Below are 17,869 nucleotides of genomic sequence, written 5' to 3'. Positions count from 1 at the left end.
CCACTCTTTAGTGAGTCTTGAAATAATCGAAGGGCTCGCGGCACGAGACGCAGCGATACAGCGCCTTGCACGACGTGGACCCGAAATTGCTGACCAGGCGCGTGTCGCGCGACCCGCAGCGCGGGCAGGCGATGGCCGGCGCGGCCGCGCGGCGGCTGATGCCCGAGATGTCGATGGCGCGTTCGGCGGGGGCCGCGATGCCGTAACCCTTGAGGGCCTCGCGGCCTTTTTCGGTCATCCAGTCGGTCGTCCAGGCGGGCGCGAGGCGCGTTTCCACCCGGACCTCGGGCACGCCGTGGCGTTCGAGCGTCTGGCGGATGTCCTGCGTGATTTCGCGCATGGCGGGGCAGCCCGAATAGGTTGGCGTGATGACGACGACACAGGCGTCGCCGTCCCACGACACGTCGCGCACCACGCCCAGGTCCACCACGGACAGCACGGGGATCTCCGGATCGGGAACCTCCTGCAGCCAGGCGTAGACCTGGTCGGCGGAAATGGGCGCGAGCGCGTTCACCACGTCGCTCCCGGGTAGGCGCGGGGCAGATATTGCATTTCGGCCAGCACGTAGCCCAGCGCCTCGGTGTGCTTGCCCTGGCGGCCGCCGCGGTGCGCCGCGTGGTTTGCGGCCGCCTCGTCGGGCACCGTCAAGGTGGCTTCTTCCAGCACTTCGCGCACGTGCGCAAGCCAGGGCTGGCGCAGCGCGGCCAGCTCACAGCCGATGCCGCGCGCCGCGAGGTCCTGGTCGATGGCGTCATCGGCGAAGAGCTCGCCGGTGAAACGCCACGCGTCGTCGATGGCGGCCTGCATCTTGGCGTGGCTTTCGGCCGTGCCGTCGCCCAGACGCACCACCATGTCGGAGGAACGCCGCACGTGATAGGTGACTTCCTTGAGCGACTTGGCCGCGATGGCCGCAACGCGCTCGTCGGCGGACGTCTCCAGGCGCTGCAGCAGGAAGTAATGCCACACGTCGAACAGGAATTGCCGCGCCATGGTGTCGGCGTAGTTGCCGTTGTCGCGCTCGACCAGCAGCGCGTTGCGGAATTCGTGCGCGTCGCGCAGATAGGCCAGCGCATCCTCGTCGCGGCCCGCGCCCTCGACCTCGCCGGCCAGCGTCAGCCACATGCGGGCCTGGCCCAGGAGGTCCAGCGCCGTGTTGGTCAGCGCCAGGTCTTCTTCCAGGATCGGACCGTGGCCCGTCCAGGCGCCCAGCCGCTGCGACAGGATGAGCGACGTGTCGCCCAGACGCAGCAGGTATTCAAAGAGTGCTTTATCCATGTCTACCCCACCCGCCTTACATGTGCTTGATTTCTTCAGGCATCGGGAAGAAGGTCGGATGCCGGTAGACCTTGCTGTTGGCCGGCTCGAACAGCGGATCCTTGTCGCCCGGGCTGCTGGCCGAAATATCGGAGGCGCGCACCACCCAGATGCTCAGGCCCTCGTTGCGGCGCGTATACACGTCGCGGGCATGATTGATCGCCATTTCCGCATCCGGGGCATGCAGGCTGCCCACGTGCTTGTGCGCCAGGCCGTGCTGGCTGCGGATGAAGACTTCCCACAGAGGCCAGTCTTTGCTCATGATGGATTTCCTCTAATGCCGGGGCGCATGGCGCCGACGGTCTGCAATAAATGAAATTGGGAACTGCGAATGCCAGAAATTTGACCGATCCCGACGCGCCAGCAAGGGCCAGCGGGGCCGCGCGGATCCGGGCTCCGCCGGTCCGCTGCGGCGCCCCCCTGGGGGGGAAGCGCGCAGCGCTCCGGGGGGGGGGAACCACCTCAAGCGGCTTTACGGGCGGACTGCTTTTCGGCGTGGGCGACCAGCGCGTCGCGCACCCAGGCGCCATCCTCGTGCGCCTTGACGCGCGCGGCGAGGCGTTCGCGGTTGCAGGGGCCGTTGCCCTTGAGCACGGCGTAGAACTCGGTCCAGTCGATTTCGCCGAAGTCGTAGTGACCGCGCTCGGCGTTCCACTTCAGGTCAGGATCGGGGACGGTCAGGCCCAGGTACTCGGCCTGGGGCACGGTCTGGTCCACCATCTTCTGGCGCAGCTCGTCGTTCGAGAAGAGCTTGATCTTCCAGGCCATCGATTGGGCGCTGTTGGGCGAATCCGCATCCGACGGGCCGAACATCATCAGGGCCGGCCACCACCAGCGGTTCAGCGAGTCCTGCACCATCGCCTTCTGTTCGGGCGTGCCGTGCAGGCACATCTGCATGAGCAGGTCATAGCCCTGGCGCTGGTGGAAGGACTCTTCCTTACAGACACGCACCATGGCCCGCGCGTACGGGCCGTACGAACAGCGGCACAGGGGAATCTGGTTGATGATCGCCGAGCCGTCGACCAGCCAGCCGATCATGCCGATATCGGCCCAGCTCAGCGTGGGGTAATTGAAGATGCTGGAGTACTTGGCGCGCCCGGCGTGCAGGTCGTCGATCAGGTCGTCGCGCGACACGCCCAGGGTTTCCGCGGCGCTATACAGGTAGAGCCCGTGGCCCGCTTCGTCCTGCACCTTGGCCAGAAGGATGGCCTTGCGCTTGAGGGACGGCGCGCGGGTGATCCAGTTGCCTTCGGGCAGCATGCCCACGATTTCCGAGTGCGCGTGCTGCGAGATCTGGCGAACCAGGGTCTTGCGGTAGGCCTCGGGCATCCAGTCCTTGGCCTCGATGCGGACGCCGTCGTCGATGCGCCGCTGGAACGTCTGTTCCAGGCCTTCAAGCTGGTCCGCGGTCTTGACCTGCTTGACGCCGGTTTCGACGAGTTGAGCGTACATAGTTGTCTCCTTGAGACGGTTTGCGAAAACGCAAAGCAAACGCTGCGCAGTGCCGTCATGTCATGGATCGATTATTTAATACAAAAAATTCATTGTCAAACTCAAATCTGTATCACATTGGATTTATGTATCATATCCAGCATCCCGATATCGGCCGTCCGCGGCCCTCCTTATGGCAAACCCTCAGTCGCCCCTGGAACGCGCCCTGTCCCGCTTATTGAAAAGCGATCCGCCCCGCGCGAAATCGCTCTGCGTCAGCGTGCTGGGCGATGCGCTCGCGCCCCACGGCGGCGCCATCTGGCTGGGCAGCCTGATCGAGCTGCTCGCCCCGCTGGGCATCAACGAACGCCTGCTGCGCACCAGCGTCTTTCGCCTGGTGGCGCAGAACTGGCTGCAATCCGAACGGCACGGCCGGCGCAGCCTGTACCTGATCTCCGAGCAAGGCGCGCGATATACGTCGCACGCGTCGCAACGCATCTACGAAGGCGGCGCCAAGGAATGGAACGGGGAATGGACGCTGGTCGCGCTGCCCCGCACGGGCAACGGACTGGCTGAACGCGGCGAATTGCGCCGCGAATTGACCTGGGAAGGCTTCGGCATGATCGCGCCGGGGCTGTTTGCGCATCCGCACACCGAGGCGCGCGCCGCGCACGAGATTCTTGAGAAGCTGGGCATTCCGGACCGCGCCCTGGTGCTGTCGGCCCGCGATCTGGCCGGGGCCGGCGGGCTGCCCATCGCCAGCCTGGCCACCCAGTGCTGGAACCTGGACGACGTGGCCGAGCAATACCGGCAGTTCTCGCGCAATTTCGGCCCGCTGGAAAAGCTGCTGGACGACGCGCCCTCGCCCGCAGACGCCTTTACCGTCCGCGTCATGGTGCTGCACAGCTGGCGCCGGATCGTCTTGCACGACCCGCAGCTTCCCGCCCCCATGCTGCCGGACAACTGGCCCGGCCACGCCGCCCGCGACCTATGCGGCCGGCTCTACTGGAAGGTATTCGATCCGTCCGAGATCCACCTGGATGCCCTGGCCGGCCAGGACAACGAACGCTATCGCCCACTGTCGCCCGAGGTCGAAACCCGGTTTGGCGGACGGCCGGCCTGACAGCCCCCCGTGCGGCAGCTCAGCGGTCTGCGCTGTCGGCGGGCATGACGACGCCCAGCGTATCGACGTGGCACTCTCCGGCGGCCGCGCGTCCCGCGCCGGGAAGCGACAGCCCGCGGCTGACCGCAATGAAAGATAGCGTCCAGCGCGCCTGAATCGGGCGGCCCAGCGCCGCCCCGCTGTCGGCCTCGATGCCGCTGGGCACATCCAGCGCCAGCACCGGCACCTGCAAGGCATTGACCGCATCGATCAGGGATTGCCATTTGGCATCCAGGGGACGGTTCAGACCGATGCCGAACAGGCCGTCCATCACCAGATCAGGGGACGGTCCATCAGGCAGGTCGTCGTGCGTGCGCGCTTGTCCACCTGCGGCCAGCCAGCCGGCCCAGGCACGGGCAGCGTCGGCGGGCAGCTTGCCGGGGCCGGAAGGCAGCACCACATGGACATCGAAGCCCCGCGCCAGCAGCAGCGTGGCCGCTTCCAACGCGTCCCCGCCGTTATTGCCGGGACCGGCCAGGGCAAGCACCGAGGCCTTCGCGGGAACCCGCGCAGTAACGAAGTTGGCGGCCGCGGCGCCCGCAAGCGGCATCAGGGTGCGCCCGGATGCCAGGGCGCGCTGCTCTGCAAGACGGATCTGCGCGACGGAGTAGGACGGCATAAGCGAAGCGCGGCGGCAAGGCCGTGTGTCGTTTGGAACCCGGCGGCCCGCCGCCGGTCTCAGACCTTCAGGAAATGCTCGCGGTAATACTTGAGTTCGTCGATGGACTCGTAGATGTCGGCCAGCGCTTCGTGGCGGCTCTTTTTCTCGAATCCCTTGTAGACGGCGGGGGCCCAACGGCGCGCCAGCTCCTTGAGCGTGCTGACGTCCAGGTTGCGGTAATGGAAGAACTGTTCCAGGCGCGGCATGTACGCAAACATGAAACGGCGGTCCTGGCCGATGGTGTTGCCGCACATCGGCGATTTTCCGGCCGGCACATGCTGCGCAAGGAACGCCAACAGCGTATCCTCTGCCTGCGCCTCGGACACCGTGGAGGCCTTGACCTTGTCGATGAGCCCGCTTTTGCCGTGGGTGGATTTGTTCCAGTTGTCCATGGCGTCGAGCAGGCTGTCGGACTGGTGCACCACGATCACCGGCCCTTCGGCGACGACCGTCAGGTCAGGCTCGGTCACCACGACGGCGACCTCGATAATCCGTTCTTTCTCGGGGTCCAGCCCCGTCATTTCCATGTCGAGCCAGATCAGGCGGTTTTCGTTCGCAGCCATATAATTTGCCTTTAAAACACGCGATTTTCGCACATCCCTTCTTGAGCAAAACGCATTGCCCATGTTCACACTGCTGTTCGTTGCCTTCCTGCTGACCGATATTGCCGTGCGCATGTGGCTGGCGTCGCGCCAGATCCGCCACGTCGCCCGCAATCGGGACCAGGTGCCTGCGGAATTCTCCCATCGCATCGGGCTGACCAGCCACCAACGGGCGGCCGATTACACCGTGGCGCGGGTCAGGCTGGGCATGCTCGAACGCACCTATGACGCCCTCGTGCTGGTCGCCCTGACGCTGTTGGGCGGGCTGCAGTTCATCGACCTTGCGGTCAGCCAGCTTACCAGCAACGACTTCGTGCGGCAGATGCTGCTGCTGGTGACCGTGGCGCTGGTGCTGGGGTTGCTGGGCCTGCCCTTCACGCTCTGGCGCCAGTTCAAGCTGGAAGCGCGCTTTGGCTTTAACCGCATGACGCCCGGGCTGTTCGTGGCCGATGCCCTCAAGGGCCTCCTGGTCGCCGCCGTGCTGGGCCTGCCGCTGGCCGCCGCAGTGCTGTGGCTGATGGGCAGTGCAGGCGCCTACTGGTGGATCTGGGCCTGGGCGCTCTGGACGGTGTTCAACCTGGCGCTGCTGATCATCTACCCGATGTTCATTGCCCCCCTTTTCAACAAGTTCACGCCGCTTTCCGACCCCGAACTGGCCGGCCGCATCCAGCGCCTGGCCCAGCGCTGCGGCTTTGCCTTGAACGGACTCTTCGTCATGGACGGCTCGCGCCGCTCGGCGCATGGCAACGCCTACTTCACGGGCTTCGGAAAATCCCGCCGCATCGTGTTCTTCGACACGCTGCTCGCCCGCCTGAACGCCGACGAAATCGAAGCCGTGCTGGCGCACGAGCTGGGGCATTTCGCCAAGCGTCACATCATCAAGCGCGTGGTCTTCAGCTTTGCCGCCGCGCTGGTGTTCTTTGCCATCCTGGGCTGGGTCGCCCAGCAACCGTGGTTCTACGTGGGCCTGGGCGTGCTGCCGCAACTGGGTGGCCGCAACGACGCCATGGCCCTGTTGCTGTTCTTCCTGGTCATTCCCGTATTCACCTTCATGTTGACGCCGCTTGCCAGCTGGTATTCCCGCCGCGACGAATTCGAAGCGGACCGCTATGCCGCCGAGCAAAGCTCGCCGGACCGCCTGGTTTCCGCGCTGGTCAAGCTGTACGACGACAACGCCGCCACCCTGACGCCCGACCCCGTGCATTCCGCCTTCTATGACAGTCACCCGCCTGCCGCCGTGCGCATCCGCCACCTGATGGCGGCCGCCGCATGAGCGCGCCAATGGAAGGCCGCATCATCGCCGCGCATGGCCGCCACTACACCGTGGAACTGGCCGACGGCGCGCTACGCAAATGCTTCCCGCGCGGCAAGAAGACCGGCGCCGCGGTGGGTGATCGGGTCAAGATCACGCCGCAAGGCAAGGACGAAGGCGCCATCGACGCCATCCTGCCGCGCAGCAACCTGCTCTATCGTTCCGACGAAATGCGGTCCAAGCAGTTTGCGTCCAATGTGGACCAGCTGTTGATCGTCGTGGCCGTGCGGCCCACCTTTTCGGACGACCTGACGGGCCGAGCCCTGGCGGGCGCATGGAGCGCGGGCATCGCGCCGCTCATCATCCTGAACAAGACAGACCTGACCGACGAGCTGCCGGCCGCCCGCGCGCGGCTTGCGCCCATCGCGGCGCTGGGCGTGGATGTCATCGAACTGAGTGCGCTCGAGCCCGAAAAGGTCCACACCCTGCTCGCGCCGCGCCTGGCTGGCCGCACCAACCTGCTGCTGGGGCAAAGCGGCATGGGCAAATCCACGCTGCTGAACGCACTGGTGCCGGACGCCGCCGCTGCCACGCGCGAGCACTCCACCGCGCTGGACATGGGCAAGCACACCACCACCAGCACCCGGCTCTACCATCTGCCGGCGCCGGGCGGCGACCTGATCGATTCGCCGGGCTTCCAGGCTTTCGGGCTGCATCACCTGACCCGTGACGACATCATCCGCGGCTTTCCGGAGTTCACGCAGCCCATCGAGGAATGCCGTTTCTACAACTGCACCCACCGCCACGAGCCCGGCTGCGGCGTGATGGCGGCGTTGCAGGCCGGCAGGATCGATCCTGCTCGCTACGCGCTGTACGAACGCATCCTTGAGGAAAACCTGGCGGGCCAGCAACGCTACTGACGCTTGGCGCCGCGCCATTGAAGACGGCCCCAATCGGGGCCGTCAGCGTGTGCGGGTCACGAAAAGCCCTGCCCCAGGCGCGTCAGCGCGGCGTGAATCCGTGGCGCAGCAGGTGATAAAGATTGCGCAGCATTCCCGCGGTCGCGCCCCAGATGAAATGCTTGCCATAGGGCATGCCGTAATACTGGCGCACCCGCCCATCATCCAGCCGGGCCTCGTACAGGCGGTGATTGGCCGGGTCCATCAGGAACGACAGCGGCACCTCGAACACCTCGGCCACCTCGAACGCATCGGGCGCCAATTCGAACCCCGGCCGCACCAGCGACACGACGGGAATGATCGAAAAGCCGGTCGCCGTCAGGTACGGCGGCATGCTGCCCAGGACTTCCACGTGATTGGCCGGCAAGCCGGTCTCCTCTTGCGCCTCGCGCAGCGCCGCCGCCACGGGCGTGGCGTCGCTGGTCTCGATGCGACCCCCGGGAAAACTGATCTGGCCCGCGTGATCATGCAGATGCGCCGCGCGCTGCGTCAGCATGATGTTCACGCCCTCGTCACGGGTCACCAGCGGAATAAGCACGGCGGCAGGCACCGGCGCGCCCTCTCGCCCGGGATAGCGCAGATCGTTGTCACGCGATAACTCCAGCGTCCAGGTGGACGGCTGGCTCAGCGTGCCTCGCAGCGAGTCCGGCGTGAGCAGGCGGGTCGGCACGGGCGGCAGCGATTCGTTGGCCACCACCCACGGTTGCGTCGCGGGATCGAAGCCGGGACGCGCCAGCGGCCGTCGGGGCCGCGCGGAAGACGAGGAATCAGACATACGGCTCAGAAATAAGAAAAAAGGCACCCTCGCAGGTGCCTTTTTAACCCGGAAACCCGTGCCGGACGGAAACGCGGGTTGGCGTGTACGTCCGACACTGGCAGGGCCGTGTACCGATAAGCGATCAAGCCGCGTTGGCTTGCTTGCTGACCAGCTTTTCCTTGATGCGAGCCGACTTGCCCGAGCGCGAGCGCAGGTAGTACAGCTTGGCGCGGCGCACGTCGCCGCGGCGCTTCACTTCGATGCTGGCGATTTGCGGCGAGTACAGCTGGAACGTACGTTCCACGGCTTCACCCGACGAAATCTTGCGCACGGTGAACGCGGAGTTCAGACCGCGATTGCGCTTGGCAATCACAACGCCTTCGAAAGCCTGCACGCGCTTGCGGGTGCCTTCGACAACGTTGACGCTCACGATGACGGTGTCACCAGGAGCAAATTCAGGCTTGGCTTGACCGCCGGTCAGACGGGCAATTTCTTCCTGTTCCAGGATAGCGATGAGGTTCATGTGAACTCCTAGATCATCATGCCTTTGCGGGGTAATACTTTTGCCGTTCAGTATTGTGAGTGCTATGCCGCAAGCAGAGGATGAGATTTGGCAAACCGATGATTCTACACCAAAAATTCCGCCAGGCCTCGGGTAACATGTGCGGCTTGAGCATGGTTTGCGGTACCCTTCCAACTCCCTGTAACAAACACGTCATCTGACGCTGTTCCCCCATGTCGTACTCGTCCCTGTTATTGGTCGTCCTGGCGGCGATGGCCCACGCCACGTGGAACCTCCTTGCCAAGCGCGCGGCCATGGTGGGCGCGCCCTTCGTCTTCGCGTACGGCCTGTGCGCCTCGGTGCTGTATGCGCCCTGGGTGATCTGGGTGTTGATGCACGACGGCATGAACTGGACCTGGCCCGTCGTCGGGGCAATCCTGGCGTCCAGCCTGTTGCATCTGGGCTACAGCCTGTGCCTGCAACGCGGCTATCAGGTGGCCGACCTGTCCGTGGTGTATCCAATTGCCCGGGGCACCGGCCCGCTGCTTTCCACCACGGGCGCCTTCCTGCTATTGGGCGAGCCAGCCACCCACACCGGGATTGCGGGCATGCTGTGCGTGGTCGCCGGGGTGCTGCTGATCGCCACCCAGGGACGGCTGGCCATCTTCAAGCAGCCGCAGGCGTGGATCGGCGTGCGCTGGGGTGTGGTGATCGGCCTGTTCATCGCCGCTTATACGGTGGTGGACGCGTACGGCGTGAAAGTGCTGCTGATCAGCCCGGTGCTGTTCGACTGGTTCACCTGTGTAACCCGCACCGCGATGATGACGCCCCACATGCTGCGCCGCCCCACGCATTCGTGGGAATCCATGCGCGGACATTGGCATCTGGCGCTGGCCGTGGGCTTTCTGTCGCCGCTGGGGTACATCCTGGTGCTGTATGCATTGCGCAACGGCGCGCCGCTGAGCCTGGTGGCCCCTGCCCGCGAAATGTCCATGATGCTCGGCACCCTGGCCGGCATGTTCCTGCTGCGTGAAAAAGTGGGCGTCGGCCGTCTGGCCGGTTGCGTGTCCATTCTGGCGGGCGTGATCCTGTTGGGATCGAGCTGACCGCCGCGTGGCAGCGTATTCAGAATCCGCCCGCCACGCCCAACCACATCAGGCCGGGAATCATTGCGCCCCAGGCCAACACCAGCACGACGTCCGTGATCATGGCTTTCATGGTGAGCTGGTTGGCAACGGGCTGAGCCTTGGCGTCACCGATGCTGTGATCGCGCGCGCCCGAGGCGACCGGCACGGCTGCGGGAACGGGAGCGGCGGCCGGAGCCGGAGCCGAAACGCTCGCCGGGGTGTCGACCGCGGGAGCGCCTGCCGCAGGACCGCCTGCCGCAGGACTGATGGCCACTTCCTCAGGCGTGGGCGCCGGCGGGAACGGCCAGCGGGCGGGCATGCGGGTGGCACGCGTGCGCGGGCCAGAGGCCGAACCGCTCCAGGGCAAGGCCATGCCCGTCAGGCTGGCGCAGAACGCGCGGGCGCGGTTGGCGCCGCGGCGCAGCGGGTTCAGGGAAACGGCGAGCTCATCCTGCAGGACGGAAAAATCAGCGGTGTTCATGGGAACTCCTTGGATAAACGTTCCAGCGCCGAGGCGATTCGCCCTGGCATGCACCCGAGGCAACAGCAGCCTGCGGTCAGTCGAACAAAGACAATTGGCCGGCGGCCACGGCGCGCAACTGGCGCGCACCGCGCCCGTACGCGCCGCCGACCGCGGGCAAACCACCAGGAAAAGGGACCCCTGAAGACGCTTTCGCGCCAGCCGGGGATGGGAAATCGGAGTCGGCGCCGCCGGCATCACCCGGCGGAACCGCAACCACAGCCGCGGACGCAGCGTCGAAAAGCGACGCTGACGCGCCAGGCCCCACGGGCGGCGCGAAGCGGCTGCAATCGAGCGACAGGCGCGTGCGGTTGAGCCCCAGCTTGCGCGTGGCGACCGCGAAGCGTTGGCGCAGCAGGTCGGCCCAGATGCCCGTCCCGCGCATGCGTGACCCGAAGTTGGGATCGTTGCGGCGGCCGTTGCGCAGGTCTTCGATGCGATGCAACACGCGCTGCGCGCGGTCCGGATAGTGGGCGTTGAGCCAGTCTTCGAACAGGGTCTTGACCTCCCAGGGCAGGCGCAGGACCGTGAAGCTGGCGTAGTGCGCGCCGGCGGCCTTGGCCTCCTGGAGGATGTGTTCCATGGATTCGTCGTTGATGAACGGAATGACCGGGGCCACCAGCACGCCCACCGGCACGCCGGCGTCGGTCAGGCTGCGCACCGCTTCAAGGCGGCGCCACGGCGCGGCGGCGCGGGGCTCCAGCGTGCGGGCCATGCCGGCATCCAGCGTGGTGATGCTGATGTAGACCACCACGAGGTTCTGCTGCGCCAGGGCGGCCAGCAGGTCCAGGTCGCGGGCGACCAGCGCGTTCTTGGTGACGATGGTGACCGGATGCCGGGTTTCGAGCATGAGCTCGAGCATGCCCCGCGTCAGGCGCCAGTCGCGCTCGATGGGCTGGTAGGCGTCGGTGGCCGAGCCGATGTTGATGGGCGACGGCTTGTAGCCGGGCCGGGACAGTTCGGCGCGCAGTGCCTGCACGGCGTTGGCCTTGGCCACCAGCCGGGTTTCGAAGTCCAGCCCGGGCGAATAGCCCAGGTAGGAATGCGTGGGCCGGGCATAGCAATACACGCAACCGTGCTCGCAGCCGCGGTACGGATTGGCGGCGACGTCGAAGGGAATGTCCGGGGAATCGTTGCGCGACAGGATCTTGCGCGCTTCTTCCGCAGTGACCGTGGTCTTGAGTGCGGGCGGCGCGCAGCGGGTGTCGGGCAGGATGGGGATAACGGGGGAGCGGACCGCATCGCTGGCGTCCGGCGCGTTATCGGGGACGGAGTCGATGAAATCGGCCGGCAGACCGGAAGCGGACCAGCCATCGTCGACCTGGACGCGGTCATCGCGCTGAAAGCGATGCCGAACATTAGTAACCGCACCCCGACCGCGCAAGGCGGCGGGGGCGGCAGCCGGGGACCCAGAACCGGCGGGAAAAGAATGATCGGTGCGTGCCATAAAAACTACTGTACAAAAACACAGTGGTTTTGACAAGCACCAAAAGCCTTTTCGTAAGACAGCCCAACTTTACCGCAAGAAGAAGACATCGTCTGAACAATTCGATTTCATCTTGCGATATCGCCCGGGAACCCGCGCCAACATTAGGTTTGGACGAAAAACAACATGAAAATTCGGGGCAAAATTCAGCGATTTCGCCCCGGATTGCGGCTTACCGCAGCATGCCGGCGGCAGCCGTCTGATGCGTGGCCTCGTCGATCAGAATGAACGCGCCGGTTGCAGCCACATCGTCGTAGCGATCGACCGCGAGCGACTCGCGCGTGGTGAGCGTCACGCGTCCGATGTCGTTCATGCGCAGCGTGCCTTCGGTGTTCTCGACTTCCTGCAGTTCGTGGATGTCCCGATGCGACAGCACCGCACGCACCTTCGCCGACGTCAGTCGCGTGCCCGACTTGAGCAGATACTTGCGCGCCGGATTCAAGGCCTGCGCGTCCAGCCAGCACAGCTCGGCTTCGAACTCGCGCGACACCTGCGCCGGCGCGGCCGTGTGCACGATCACGTCACCGCGCGACACGTCGACATCGCGGTCCAGCACCAGCGTGATGGAGTCGCCCGCCACCGCTTCATCAAGCGTGCGGTCAAAGGCGCGCACTTCCTGCACCACCGCCGTCACGCCAGATGGCTGCACCGTCACCGCGTCTCCCGGGCGCACCACGCCACTGGCGAGCCGGCCCGCGTAGCCGCGGAAATCATCGGCGCGCTCGCCGCCATGACGCGCAACCCACTGCACCGGAAAGCGCAGCGGCAACGCGCGGCCGTCGCCCGACAAATCCAGCGACTCCAGAAGCGCGAGCAGCGGCTGCCCGTCGTACCAGGGCGTCTTGCCGGACAGCGTGACGACGTTGTCGCCGCTCAGCGCCGACAACGGCAACGCGTCGAAGTGCGCGATACCCAGCTTGCCGGCCAGGTCCGCATAGGCGTCGCGGATGCGTTCGAACACGGCGCGGTCCCAGTTCACCAGGTCCATCTTGTTCACCGCGACGACGATGTGGCGTATGCCCAAGAGGCGCGCGATGGTGCTGTGCCGCTTGGTCTGCGGCAGCAGCTTGCCGTCGGCGGCGCGGGTCGCGTCGATGAGAATGACCGCGACATCCGCGGTCGATGCGCCTGTCACCATGTTGCGCGTGTACTGCTCGTGCCCCGGCGCATCGGCGATGATGAATTTGCGCGTGGGCGTCGAAAAGTAGCGGTACGCCACGTCGATGGTGATGCCCTGCTCGCGTTCGGCTTCCAGGCCGTCCGTCAGCAGCGAGAAATCGATGCCGTCGCCCGCGACGCGCTTGTGCTTGGCGCGCGAGATCGCATCGAGCTGGTCGGCAAATACGCCCTTGCTGTCATACAGAAGGCGGCCGATCAGCGTGGACTTGCCATCGTCGACGGAGCCCGCCGTGATCAGGCGCAGCACGCCGGTGTCGGCGCCGGAAAGAAAGGAATCGTTCAGTGCGTTCATGAGGGTCCCCAGACGCCGGCATGCGCCGGCGCGTCTTGTCGTTCAGAAATAGCCTTCCTTCTTGCGGCGCTCCATGGAGGCCTCGGAAGTCTGGTCGTCCATGCGCGTGGCACCGCGCTCGGTGATGTCCGTCACGGCGGTCTCGGCGATGATGGCCATGGTGTCGCTGGCGTCGGAGGCGACCGGGCACGTGCACGAGATATCGCCCACCGTGCGGAACCGGACCGACAGGCGTTCGACCTGTTCGCCCTCGGCCGGCGGGGTCAAGCGGGTGACGGGCACCAGCAGACCTTTGCGGCGCACCACCTCGCGCTCGTGCGCGAAATAGATCGACGGCAGCGCCAGTTGCTCGCGCTGGATGTACTGCCAGACGTCCAGCTCGGTCCAGTTCGAGATCGGGAAGACGCGCATGTTTTCGCCGCGATGCACGCGCGTGTTGAACAGGCTCCAGAGCTCGGGACGCTGGGCCTTGGGATCCCACTGGCCGAACTCGTCGCGGAACGAAAAGATGCGTTCCTTGGCGCGCGCCTTTTCCTCGTCGCGGCGCGCGCCGCCGATGCAGGCGTCAAAGCCGAATTCCTCGATGGCCTCCAGCAGCGTCACCGCCTGGGCCGCATTGCGCGAGTCGGTCTCGCGCCGCAGCACGACGCTGCCGCGCTTGATCGAATCCTCGACGCTGCGCACGATCAGCGTCTCGCCCAGCTCGGCCGCGCGGGCATCGCGAAAGGCGATCACCTCGTCGAAGTTGTGCGCGGTGTCGATGTGCATCAGCGGAAACGGGAAGCGGCCGGGCCGGAAGGCCTTTTCGGCCAGGCGCAGCAGCACCACGGAATCCTTGCCGCCCGAAAAAAGCAGGACGGGCTTTTCGCATTCGGCCGCGACTTCGCGCAGGATGAAGATCGCTTCCGATTCCAGCCAATCCAGGTGGCTGCGTTGAATAACAGCAGACATAGGTTTTCCCCTAAAACGATTTTGAATTCATGGCCGCGCTCAATCGGCGCGCGCCGCAATGGTGATGACCCGGTTGCCCGCGTGCAGGCCGCATTCCTTCGAGTCGGACAATTCCCACCACCAACGCCCTGCCCGCAGGTCCTCGCCGGGGCGGATGGCGCGCGTACAGGGTTCGCAACCGATGGACGGGTAGCCCTGGTCGTGCAGCGGGTTGTAGGGAATGCCGAGCGCGCGGATGGCGGACCAGATGTCGTCCTCGCTCCACTCGGCCAGCGGGTTGAATTTGTAAAGGCCGAAGGTCTTGTCGTCCTCTTCGAGCAGCAGCTCGCCGCGCGTCGTGGACTGCGCGCGCCGCTGCCCGGTGATCCAGGCACCGCGGCCGGCCAGCGCGCGCTTGAGCGGCTCGACCTTGCGGATCTGGCAACAGGCCTTGCGCAGCTCGACGCTTTCGTAGAAGGCATGGGCGCCATGCGCGGCGACGTGTTCGTCGACCGCTGCCTGCACGGGCCGGTACACCGTGATCTCGCGGCCGTAGCGTTCGCGCACCGCATCCAGCACGCCCAGCGTCTCGGCATGCAGCCGCCCCGTATCCAGCGTGAAGACCTCAAGATCCAGGTCCGAGCTGTAGATGGCATGCGTCAGCACCATGTCCTCGGCCGCCAACGACGAGGCCAGCGCGGCGTCCGGGTAACGCCGGCGAATGTCCGCCAGCCGCCCGGTCAGGTCGCGCCAGCGCGCCGCCAGTGCGGGTTCAAGTTCTGAAGTAACTTCCGTTGTGGTCATGGTTGCACCGCGAAAATACGGGCGCGCCGGGGACGCGCCAGCAGGATCTCGCCATCCTGCAGATTCAGTTGCTGATAAAGGGATTCGGGCACCTCGGCCTCGATGATGGCGTCCGAGTCCTGGCGCGCCAGTTCCAGGTATGCGCTGGGGCCTGCCAGATAGGCGTGAGACAGCCGAACGGCAATGCCCTCGGCGCCGGCGCGGTAGCGCTCGACCTCGAACTCATGCGGCCGCACGTAGGCCGTGGCGCGCTGCGCGTCGGCCTGCGCCAGTTCCGGGGCCGGCAGCGACAGGCCGGCGCCTTCCCACACCCCGCGCGTGGCGGTGCCCTGCAGTTGATTCACGTCGCCCAGGAATCCGTAGACGAACGGCGTGGCCGGACTTTCCCAGACCTCGCGCGGCGTGCCCACCTGCTCGATGCGGCCAGCGTTCATCAGCACCACGCGGTCCGAGACTTCCAGCGCCTCTTCCTGATCGTGCGTGACGAACACGCTGGCCACGTGCAGTTCGTCGTGCAGCCGCCGCAGCCAGCGGCGCAGCTCCTTGCGCACCTTGGCATCCAGCGCGCCGAAGGGCTCATCGAGCAGCAGCACGCGCGGCTCGACCGCCAGCGCCCGCGCCAGGGCGATGCGCTGGCGCTGCCCGCCCGACAGCTGCGCCGGATAGCGGTCGGCCAGCCAGTCCAGTTGCACCAGGCTCAGCAGGTCATGCACCTTGCGCTTGATCTGATCCTCGGACGGACGCTGCGAGCGGTGCTTGACGCGCAGGCCGAAGGCCACGTTCTCGAACACCGTCATGTGCTTGAACAGCGCGTAGTGCTGGAACACGAATCCGACCTGCCGCTGGCGCACGTCCACGGCCGTGGCGTCTTCGCCCGCGAACAGCACGCTGCCCGAATCGGCCGATTCCAGCCCGGCGATGATGCGCAAGAGCGTGGTCTTGCCGCAGCCCGACGGCCCCAGCAGCGCCACCAGCTCGCCGGTCTCGATGTGCAGCGACACATCGTTCAGCGCGCGGAACTGGCCGAAGCGTTTGGATAGATTGCGTACTTCGATACTCATGCCTATGTCTCCTTGCCCGGCCCGTCAGGCGGCAGCCGGGTTGATGGCAACCGCGGGGCCGGGATACTCCACCGGCTGGTCGGCGCTCTGCAGAAGGCGCGCGTTGCGCCACTCGACCACGTTCTTCGCCACCAGGGTCACCAGCGCCAGCAAGGCCAGCAGCGAGGCGACGGCGAACGCCGCGGAATACTGGTATTCGTTGTAGAGAATCTCCACATGCAGGGTCATCGTGTTGGTCAGCCCCCGGATCTGCCCGGACACCACCGACACCGCCCCGAACTCGCCCATCGCCCGCGCGTTGCACAGGATGGCGCCGTACAGCAGGCCCCACTTGATGTTGGGCAGCGTCACGCGCCAGAAGATCTGCCAGCCGCTCGCGCCCAGCGTCAGCGCGGCCTGCTCTTCCTCGCTGCCCTGCGCCTGCATCAGCGGGATCAGTTCGCGCGCCACGAACGGGAACGTCACGAACAACGTCGCGAGAATGATGCCGGGCACCGCATAGACGATCTTGATGTCGTGCGCCTGCAGCCACTCGCCAAACCAGCCCTGCGAGCCGAACAGCAGCACGAACACCAGACCGGCCACCACGGGCGAGACCGAGAACGGCAGGTCGATCAGCGTGATGAGGAACTGCTTGCCGCGGAACTGAAACTTGGTGATGGCCCAGGCGGCCGCCACGCCGAACACCAGATTGACTGGCAAGGCGATTGCCGCGACCAGCAGCGTCAGACGGATCGCCGCCAGCGCGTCCGGTTCGACGATGGCGTCCAGGTACAGCGCCCATCCCTTCCGGAAGGCCTCGGCAAACACGGCCGCCAGCGGCACCAGCAGAAAGAGCGCCAGAAACCCCAGCGCGATGAACAGCAGAACGCCGCGCACCCAGCGCGGCTCGGTCAGATGCGCGGGACGATCCGATGCGCTCATGACAGCCTCCCCAGGCCGCGGCGCGCCTGCCAGCCCTGCAACAGATTGATGACGAGCAGCAGCACGAACGACAGCACCAGCATCACGGTCGCGATGGCGGCCGCGCCGGCGTAGTCGAACTGCTCCAGCTTGGAAATGATCAGCAGCGGCGTGATCTCGGACACCATGGGCATGTTGCCCGCAATGAACACCACCGATCCGTACTCGCCCACCGCGCGCGCAAACGCCAGCGCAAACCCCGTCATCAGCGCGGGCGTGATGGTCGGCAGCAGCACGCGTCGGAAGGTCTGCCAGCGGTCCGCGCCCAGGCTGGCGGCGGCCTCTTCGATTTCGCGCTCGAAGTCTTCAAGCACCGGCTGCACCGTGCGCACGACGAACGGCACGCCGATGAAGATGAGCGCGATGACGATGCCCAGCGGCGTGAACGCCACCTTCAGGCCAAACCATTCCGACAACGGCCCGCCCAGCCAGCCCTTCTGCGAGTACAGCGCGGTCAGGGCAATGCCCGCCACAGCCGTCGGCAGCGCGAACGGCAGGTCGACCAGCGCGTCCAGGATCTTCTTGCCGGGAAAGCGGTAGCGCACCAGCACCCAGGCAACCACCGTGCCGAACACCAGGTTCACCAGCGCCGCAATGAACGACGCGCCGAAGGTCAGCTTGTAGGAGGCCAGCACCCGCGGCGCGGTGACCGCGTCCCAGAAGCCTTGCCAACCCAGGCCGGCGCTCTTGATGGGCAAGGCGGCAAGCGGTATCAGCACGAGCACGCTGAGATACAGCACCGCGTAGCCCATGGAAATGCCAAATCCGGGCAGCACCCCCGGGCTGTTGCGCCGAGCGGCAAAAGGCGCTTGCGCGCCGTTTGCCACCGGGTTCGAGGCTGAAGTCATGGCCGTCGTCCGAACGTGA

20 protein-coding genes are annotated in these 17,869 nt (G+C 66.1%); 4 read left to right on the top strand and 16 right to left on the bottom strand.

The window, feature by feature from the left end; genetic code table 11:
- Window positions 1-7: 7 nt before the first annotated feature.
- From paaD to paaA, 4 genes are all read right to left on the bottom strand, one after another.
- Complete coding sequence (paaD, locus tag LN047_RS07485) at window positions 8-514, bottom strand: 1,2-phenylacetyl-CoA epoxidase subunit PaaD (RefSeq protein ID WP_056322749.1); 507 nt, start codon at window positions 512-514, stop codon at window positions 8-10.
- The gene (paaC, locus tag LN047_RS07480) at window positions 511-1,275 is read right to left on the bottom strand and encodes a 1,2-phenylacetyl-CoA epoxidase subunit PaaC (protein ID WP_062838627.1); all 765 of its coding nucleotides are present in this window, start codon (window positions 1,273-1,275) and stop codon (window positions 511-513) included. The genes paaD and paaC overlap by 4 nt, the downstream gene beginning before the upstream one ends.
- 16 nt (window positions 1,276-1,291) lie before the next feature.
- Complete coding sequence (gene paaB / locus LN047_RS07475; protein WP_006388300.1) at window positions 1,292-1,576, bottom strand: 1,2-phenylacetyl-CoA epoxidase subunit PaaB; 285 nt, start codon at window positions 1,574-1,576, stop codon at window positions 1,292-1,294.
- Window positions 1,577-1,776: 200 nt separating this feature from the next.
- Window positions 1,777-2,766 (bottom strand): 1,2-phenylacetyl-CoA epoxidase subunit PaaA, encoded by a 990-nt coding sequence (gene paaA, locus LN047_RS07470; RefSeq protein ID WP_062838626.1) that lies wholly within the window; start codon window positions 2,764-2,766, stop codon window positions 1,777-1,779.
- A gap of 172 nt (window positions 2,767-2,938) precedes the next feature.
- Here paaA and paaX point away from each other — a divergent pair, with 172 nt between their 5' ends.
- The gene (gene paaX / locus LN047_RS07465) at window positions 2,939-3,868 is read left to right on the top strand and encodes a phenylacetic acid degradation operon negative regulatory protein PaaX (RefSeq protein ID WP_175156251.1); all 930 of its coding nucleotides are present in this window, start codon (window positions 2,939-2,941) and stop codon (window positions 3,866-3,868) included.
- A gap of 19 nt (window positions 3,869-3,887) precedes the next feature.
- Here the strand turns inward: paaX and LN047_RS07460 are convergent, their stop codons facing one another.
- A complete protein-coding gene (locus LN047_RS07460; RefSeq protein WP_175235442.1) occupies window positions 3,888-4,526 on the bottom strand; it encodes an NAD(P)H-hydrate epimerase in 639 nt (212 codons plus the stop codon).
- 59 nt (window positions 4,527-4,585) lie between these two features.
- The gene (orn, locus tag LN047_RS07455; RefSeq protein ID WP_223574733.1) at window positions 4,586-5,131 is read right to left on the bottom strand and encodes an oligoribonuclease; all 546 of its coding nucleotides are present in this window, start codon (window positions 5,129-5,131) and stop codon (window positions 4,586-4,588) included.
- Between the two features lie 61 nt (window positions 5,132-5,192).
- Here orn and LN047_RS07450 point away from each other — a divergent pair, with 61 nt between their 5' ends.
- Together LN047_RS07450 and rsgA are read left to right on the top strand one after the other, a co-directional pair.
- Window positions 5,193-6,443: a M48 family metallopeptidase gene (locus LN047_RS07450; RefSeq protein ID WP_180099135.1), complete on the top strand. Its 1,251-nt coding sequence runs from the start codon at window positions 5,193-5,195 to the stop codon at window positions 6,441-6,443.
- Entirely contained in the window at window positions 6,440-7,342 is a 903-nt protein-coding gene (gene rsgA / locus LN047_RS07445) for a ribosome small subunit-dependent GTPase A (protein ID WP_062838621.1), read from the top strand. The genes LN047_RS07450 and rsgA overlap by 4 nt, the downstream gene beginning before the upstream one ends.
- Before the next feature lie 82 nt (window positions 7,343-7,424).
- Here rsgA and LN047_RS07440 read toward each other — a convergent pair whose 3' ends face one another.
- Together LN047_RS07440 and rplS are read right to left on the bottom strand one after the other, a co-directional pair.
- Entirely contained in the window at window positions 7,425-8,156 is a 732-nt protein-coding gene (locus tag LN047_RS07440; protein ID WP_056322314.1) for a CoA pyrophosphatase, read from the bottom strand.
- 124 nt (window positions 8,157-8,280) lie between these two features.
- Window positions 8,281-8,661 (bottom strand): 50S ribosomal protein L19, encoded by a 381-nt coding sequence (gene rplS, locus LN047_RS07435; protein WP_056322312.1) that lies wholly within the window; start codon window positions 8,659-8,661, stop codon window positions 8,281-8,283.
- A 212-nt stretch (window positions 8,662-8,873) separates the two neighbouring features.
- Between rplS and LN047_RS07430 the strand changes: the two genes are divergently transcribed.
- Window positions 8,874-9,746 carry a DMT family transporter gene (locus LN047_RS07430; protein WP_056322309.1) on the top strand — a complete coding sequence of 291 codons (873 nt, stop codon included), beginning with the start codon at window positions 8,874-8,876 and terminating at the stop codon, window positions 9,744-9,746.
- A gap of 19 nt (window positions 9,747-9,765) precedes the next feature.
- On the opposite strand, the gene LN047_RS07425 is transcribed toward LN047_RS07430, so the two are convergent.
- The 8 genes from LN047_RS07425 to cysT all read right to left on the bottom strand — a co-directional run bounded on the left by LN047_RS07425 (window position 9,766) and on the right by cysT (window position 17,850).
- Complete coding sequence (locus tag LN047_RS07425) at window positions 9,766-10,248, bottom strand: hypothetical protein (protein ID WP_217617705.1); 483 nt, start codon at window positions 10,246-10,248, stop codon at window positions 9,766-9,768.
- A 76-nt stretch (window positions 10,249-10,324) separates the two neighbouring features.
- Window positions 10,325-11,734: a PA0069 family radical SAM protein gene (locus LN047_RS07420; protein WP_373981442.1), complete on the bottom strand. Its 1,410-nt coding sequence runs from the start codon at window positions 11,732-11,734 to the stop codon at window positions 10,325-10,327.
- 211 nt (window positions 11,735-11,945) lie between these two features.
- The gene (locus LN047_RS07415; RefSeq protein WP_062838618.1) at window positions 11,946-13,244 is read right to left on the bottom strand and encodes a sulfate adenylyltransferase subunit 1; all 1,299 of its coding nucleotides are present in this window, start codon (window positions 13,242-13,244) and stop codon (window positions 11,946-11,948) included.
- Window positions 13,245-13,286: 42 nt separating this feature from the next.
- A complete protein-coding gene (gene cysD, locus LN047_RS07410; RefSeq protein WP_346526636.1) occupies window positions 13,287-14,195 on the bottom strand; it encodes a sulfate adenylyltransferase subunit CysD in 909 nt (302 codons plus the stop codon).
- 39 nt (window positions 14,196-14,234) lie between these two features.
- A complete protein-coding gene (locus LN047_RS07405) occupies window positions 14,235-14,978 on the bottom strand; it encodes a phosphoadenylyl-sulfate reductase (RefSeq protein WP_373981441.1) in 744 nt (247 codons plus the stop codon).
- Window positions 14,975-16,039, bottom strand: coding sequence for a sulfate/molybdate ABC transporter ATP-binding protein (locus LN047_RS07400; RefSeq protein WP_152383780.1), 1,065 nt, complete (start codon window positions 16,037-16,039; stop codon window positions 14,975-14,977). The genes LN047_RS07405 and LN047_RS07400 overlap by 4 nt, the downstream gene beginning before the upstream one ends.
- Window positions 16,040-16,063: 24 nt before the next feature.
- On the bottom strand, window positions 16,064-16,963 hold the full coding sequence (cysW, locus tag LN047_RS07395) for a sulfate ABC transporter permease subunit CysW (protein WP_373981440.1): 900 nt from the start codon (window positions 16,961-16,963) through the stop codon (window positions 16,064-16,066).
- Entirely contained in the window at window positions 16,960-17,850 is an 891-nt protein-coding gene (gene cysT, locus LN047_RS07390) for a sulfate ABC transporter permease subunit CysT (RefSeq protein WP_373981439.1), read from the bottom strand. The genes cysW and cysT overlap by 4 nt, the downstream gene beginning before the upstream one ends.
- Between the last annotated feature and the right edge of the window lie 19 nt (window positions 17,851-17,869).

Origin of the sequence: Achromobacter sp. JD417 (genome assembly GCF_041879325.1) — a bacterium.
Classification (GTDB): domain Bacteria; phylum Pseudomonadota; class Gammaproteobacteria; order Burkholderiales; family Burkholderiaceae_B; genus Achromobacter; species Achromobacter mucicolens.
Note: the sequence above shows the minus strand (reverse complement) of the source record. Positions and strands in the feature narration are given on the sequence as shown.

What these genes read in the sequence shown, in the direction of transcription:
- paaC (WP_062838627.1), bottom strand. Translation starts at nt 1,275, where the DNA reads ATGGATAAAGCACTCTTTGAATACCTGCTGCGTCTGGGCGACACGTCG.
- paaB (WP_006388300.1), bottom strand. Translation starts at nt 1,576, where the DNA reads ATGAGCAAAGACTGGCCTCTGTGGGAAGTCTTCATCCGCAGCCAGCAC.
- paaA (WP_062838626.1), bottom strand. Translation starts at nt 2,766, where the DNA reads ATGTACGCTCAACTCGTCGAAACCGGCGTCAAGCAGGTCAAGACCGCG.
- paaX (WP_175156251.1), top strand. Translation starts at nt 2,939, where the DNA reads ATGGCAAACCCTCAGTCGCCCCTGGAACGCGCCCTGTCCCGCTTATTG.
- LN047_RS07460 (WP_175235442.1), bottom strand. Translation starts at nt 4,526, where the DNA reads ATGCCGTCCTACTCCGTCGCGCAGATCCGTCTTGCAGAGCAGCGCGCC.
- orn (WP_223574733.1), bottom strand. Translation starts at nt 5,131, where the DNA reads ATGGCTGCGAACGAAAACCGCCTGATCTGGCTCGACATGGAAATGACG.
- LN047_RS07450 (WP_180099135.1), top strand. Translation starts at nt 5,193, where the DNA reads ATGTTCACACTGCTGTTCGTTGCCTTCCTGCTGACCGATATTGCCGTG.
- rsgA (WP_062838621.1), top strand. Translation starts at nt 6,440, where the DNA reads ATGAGCGCGCCAATGGAAGGCCGCATCATCGCCGCGCATGGCCGCCAC.
- LN047_RS07440 (WP_056322314.1), bottom strand. Translation starts at nt 8,156, where the DNA reads ATGTCTGATTCCTCGTCTTCCGCGCGGCCCCGACGGCCGCTGGCGCGT.
- rplS (WP_056322312.1), bottom strand. Translation starts at nt 8,661, where the DNA reads ATGAACCTCATCGCTATCCTGGAACAGGAAGAAATTGCCCGTCTGACC.
- LN047_RS07430 (WP_056322309.1), top strand. Translation starts at nt 8,874, where the DNA reads ATGTCGTACTCGTCCCTGTTATTGGTCGTCCTGGCGGCGATGGCCCAC.
- LN047_RS07425 (WP_217617705.1), bottom strand. Translation starts at nt 10,248, where the DNA reads ATGAACACCGCTGATTTTTCCGTCCTGCAGGATGAGCTCGCCGTTTCC.
- LN047_RS07420 (WP_373981442.1), bottom strand. Translation starts at nt 11,734, where the DNA reads ATGGCACGCACCGATCATTCTTTTCCCGCCGGTTCTGGGTCCCCGGCT.
- LN047_RS07415 (WP_062838618.1), bottom strand. Translation starts at nt 13,244, where the DNA reads ATGAACGCACTGAACGATTCCTTTCTTTCCGGCGCCGACACCGGCGTG.
- cysD (WP_346526636.1), bottom strand. Translation starts at nt 14,195, where the DNA reads ATGTCTGCTGTTATTCAACGCAGCCACCTGGATTGGCTGGAATCGGAA.
- LN047_RS07405 (WP_373981441.1), bottom strand. Translation starts at nt 14,978, where the DNA reads ATGACCACAACGGAAGTTACTTCAGAACTTGAACCCGCACTGGCGGCG.
- LN047_RS07400 (WP_152383780.1), bottom strand. Translation starts at nt 16,039, where the DNA reads ATGAGTATCGAAGTACGCAATCTATCCAAACGCTTCGGCCAGTTCCGC.
- cysW (WP_373981440.1), bottom strand. Translation starts at nt 16,963, where the DNA reads ATGAGCGCATCGGATCGTCCCGCGCATCTGACCGAGCCGCGCTGGGTG.
- cysT (WP_373981439.1), bottom strand. Translation starts at nt 17,850, where the DNA reads ATGACTTCAGCCTCGAACCCGGTGGCAAACGGCGCGCAAGCGCCTTTT.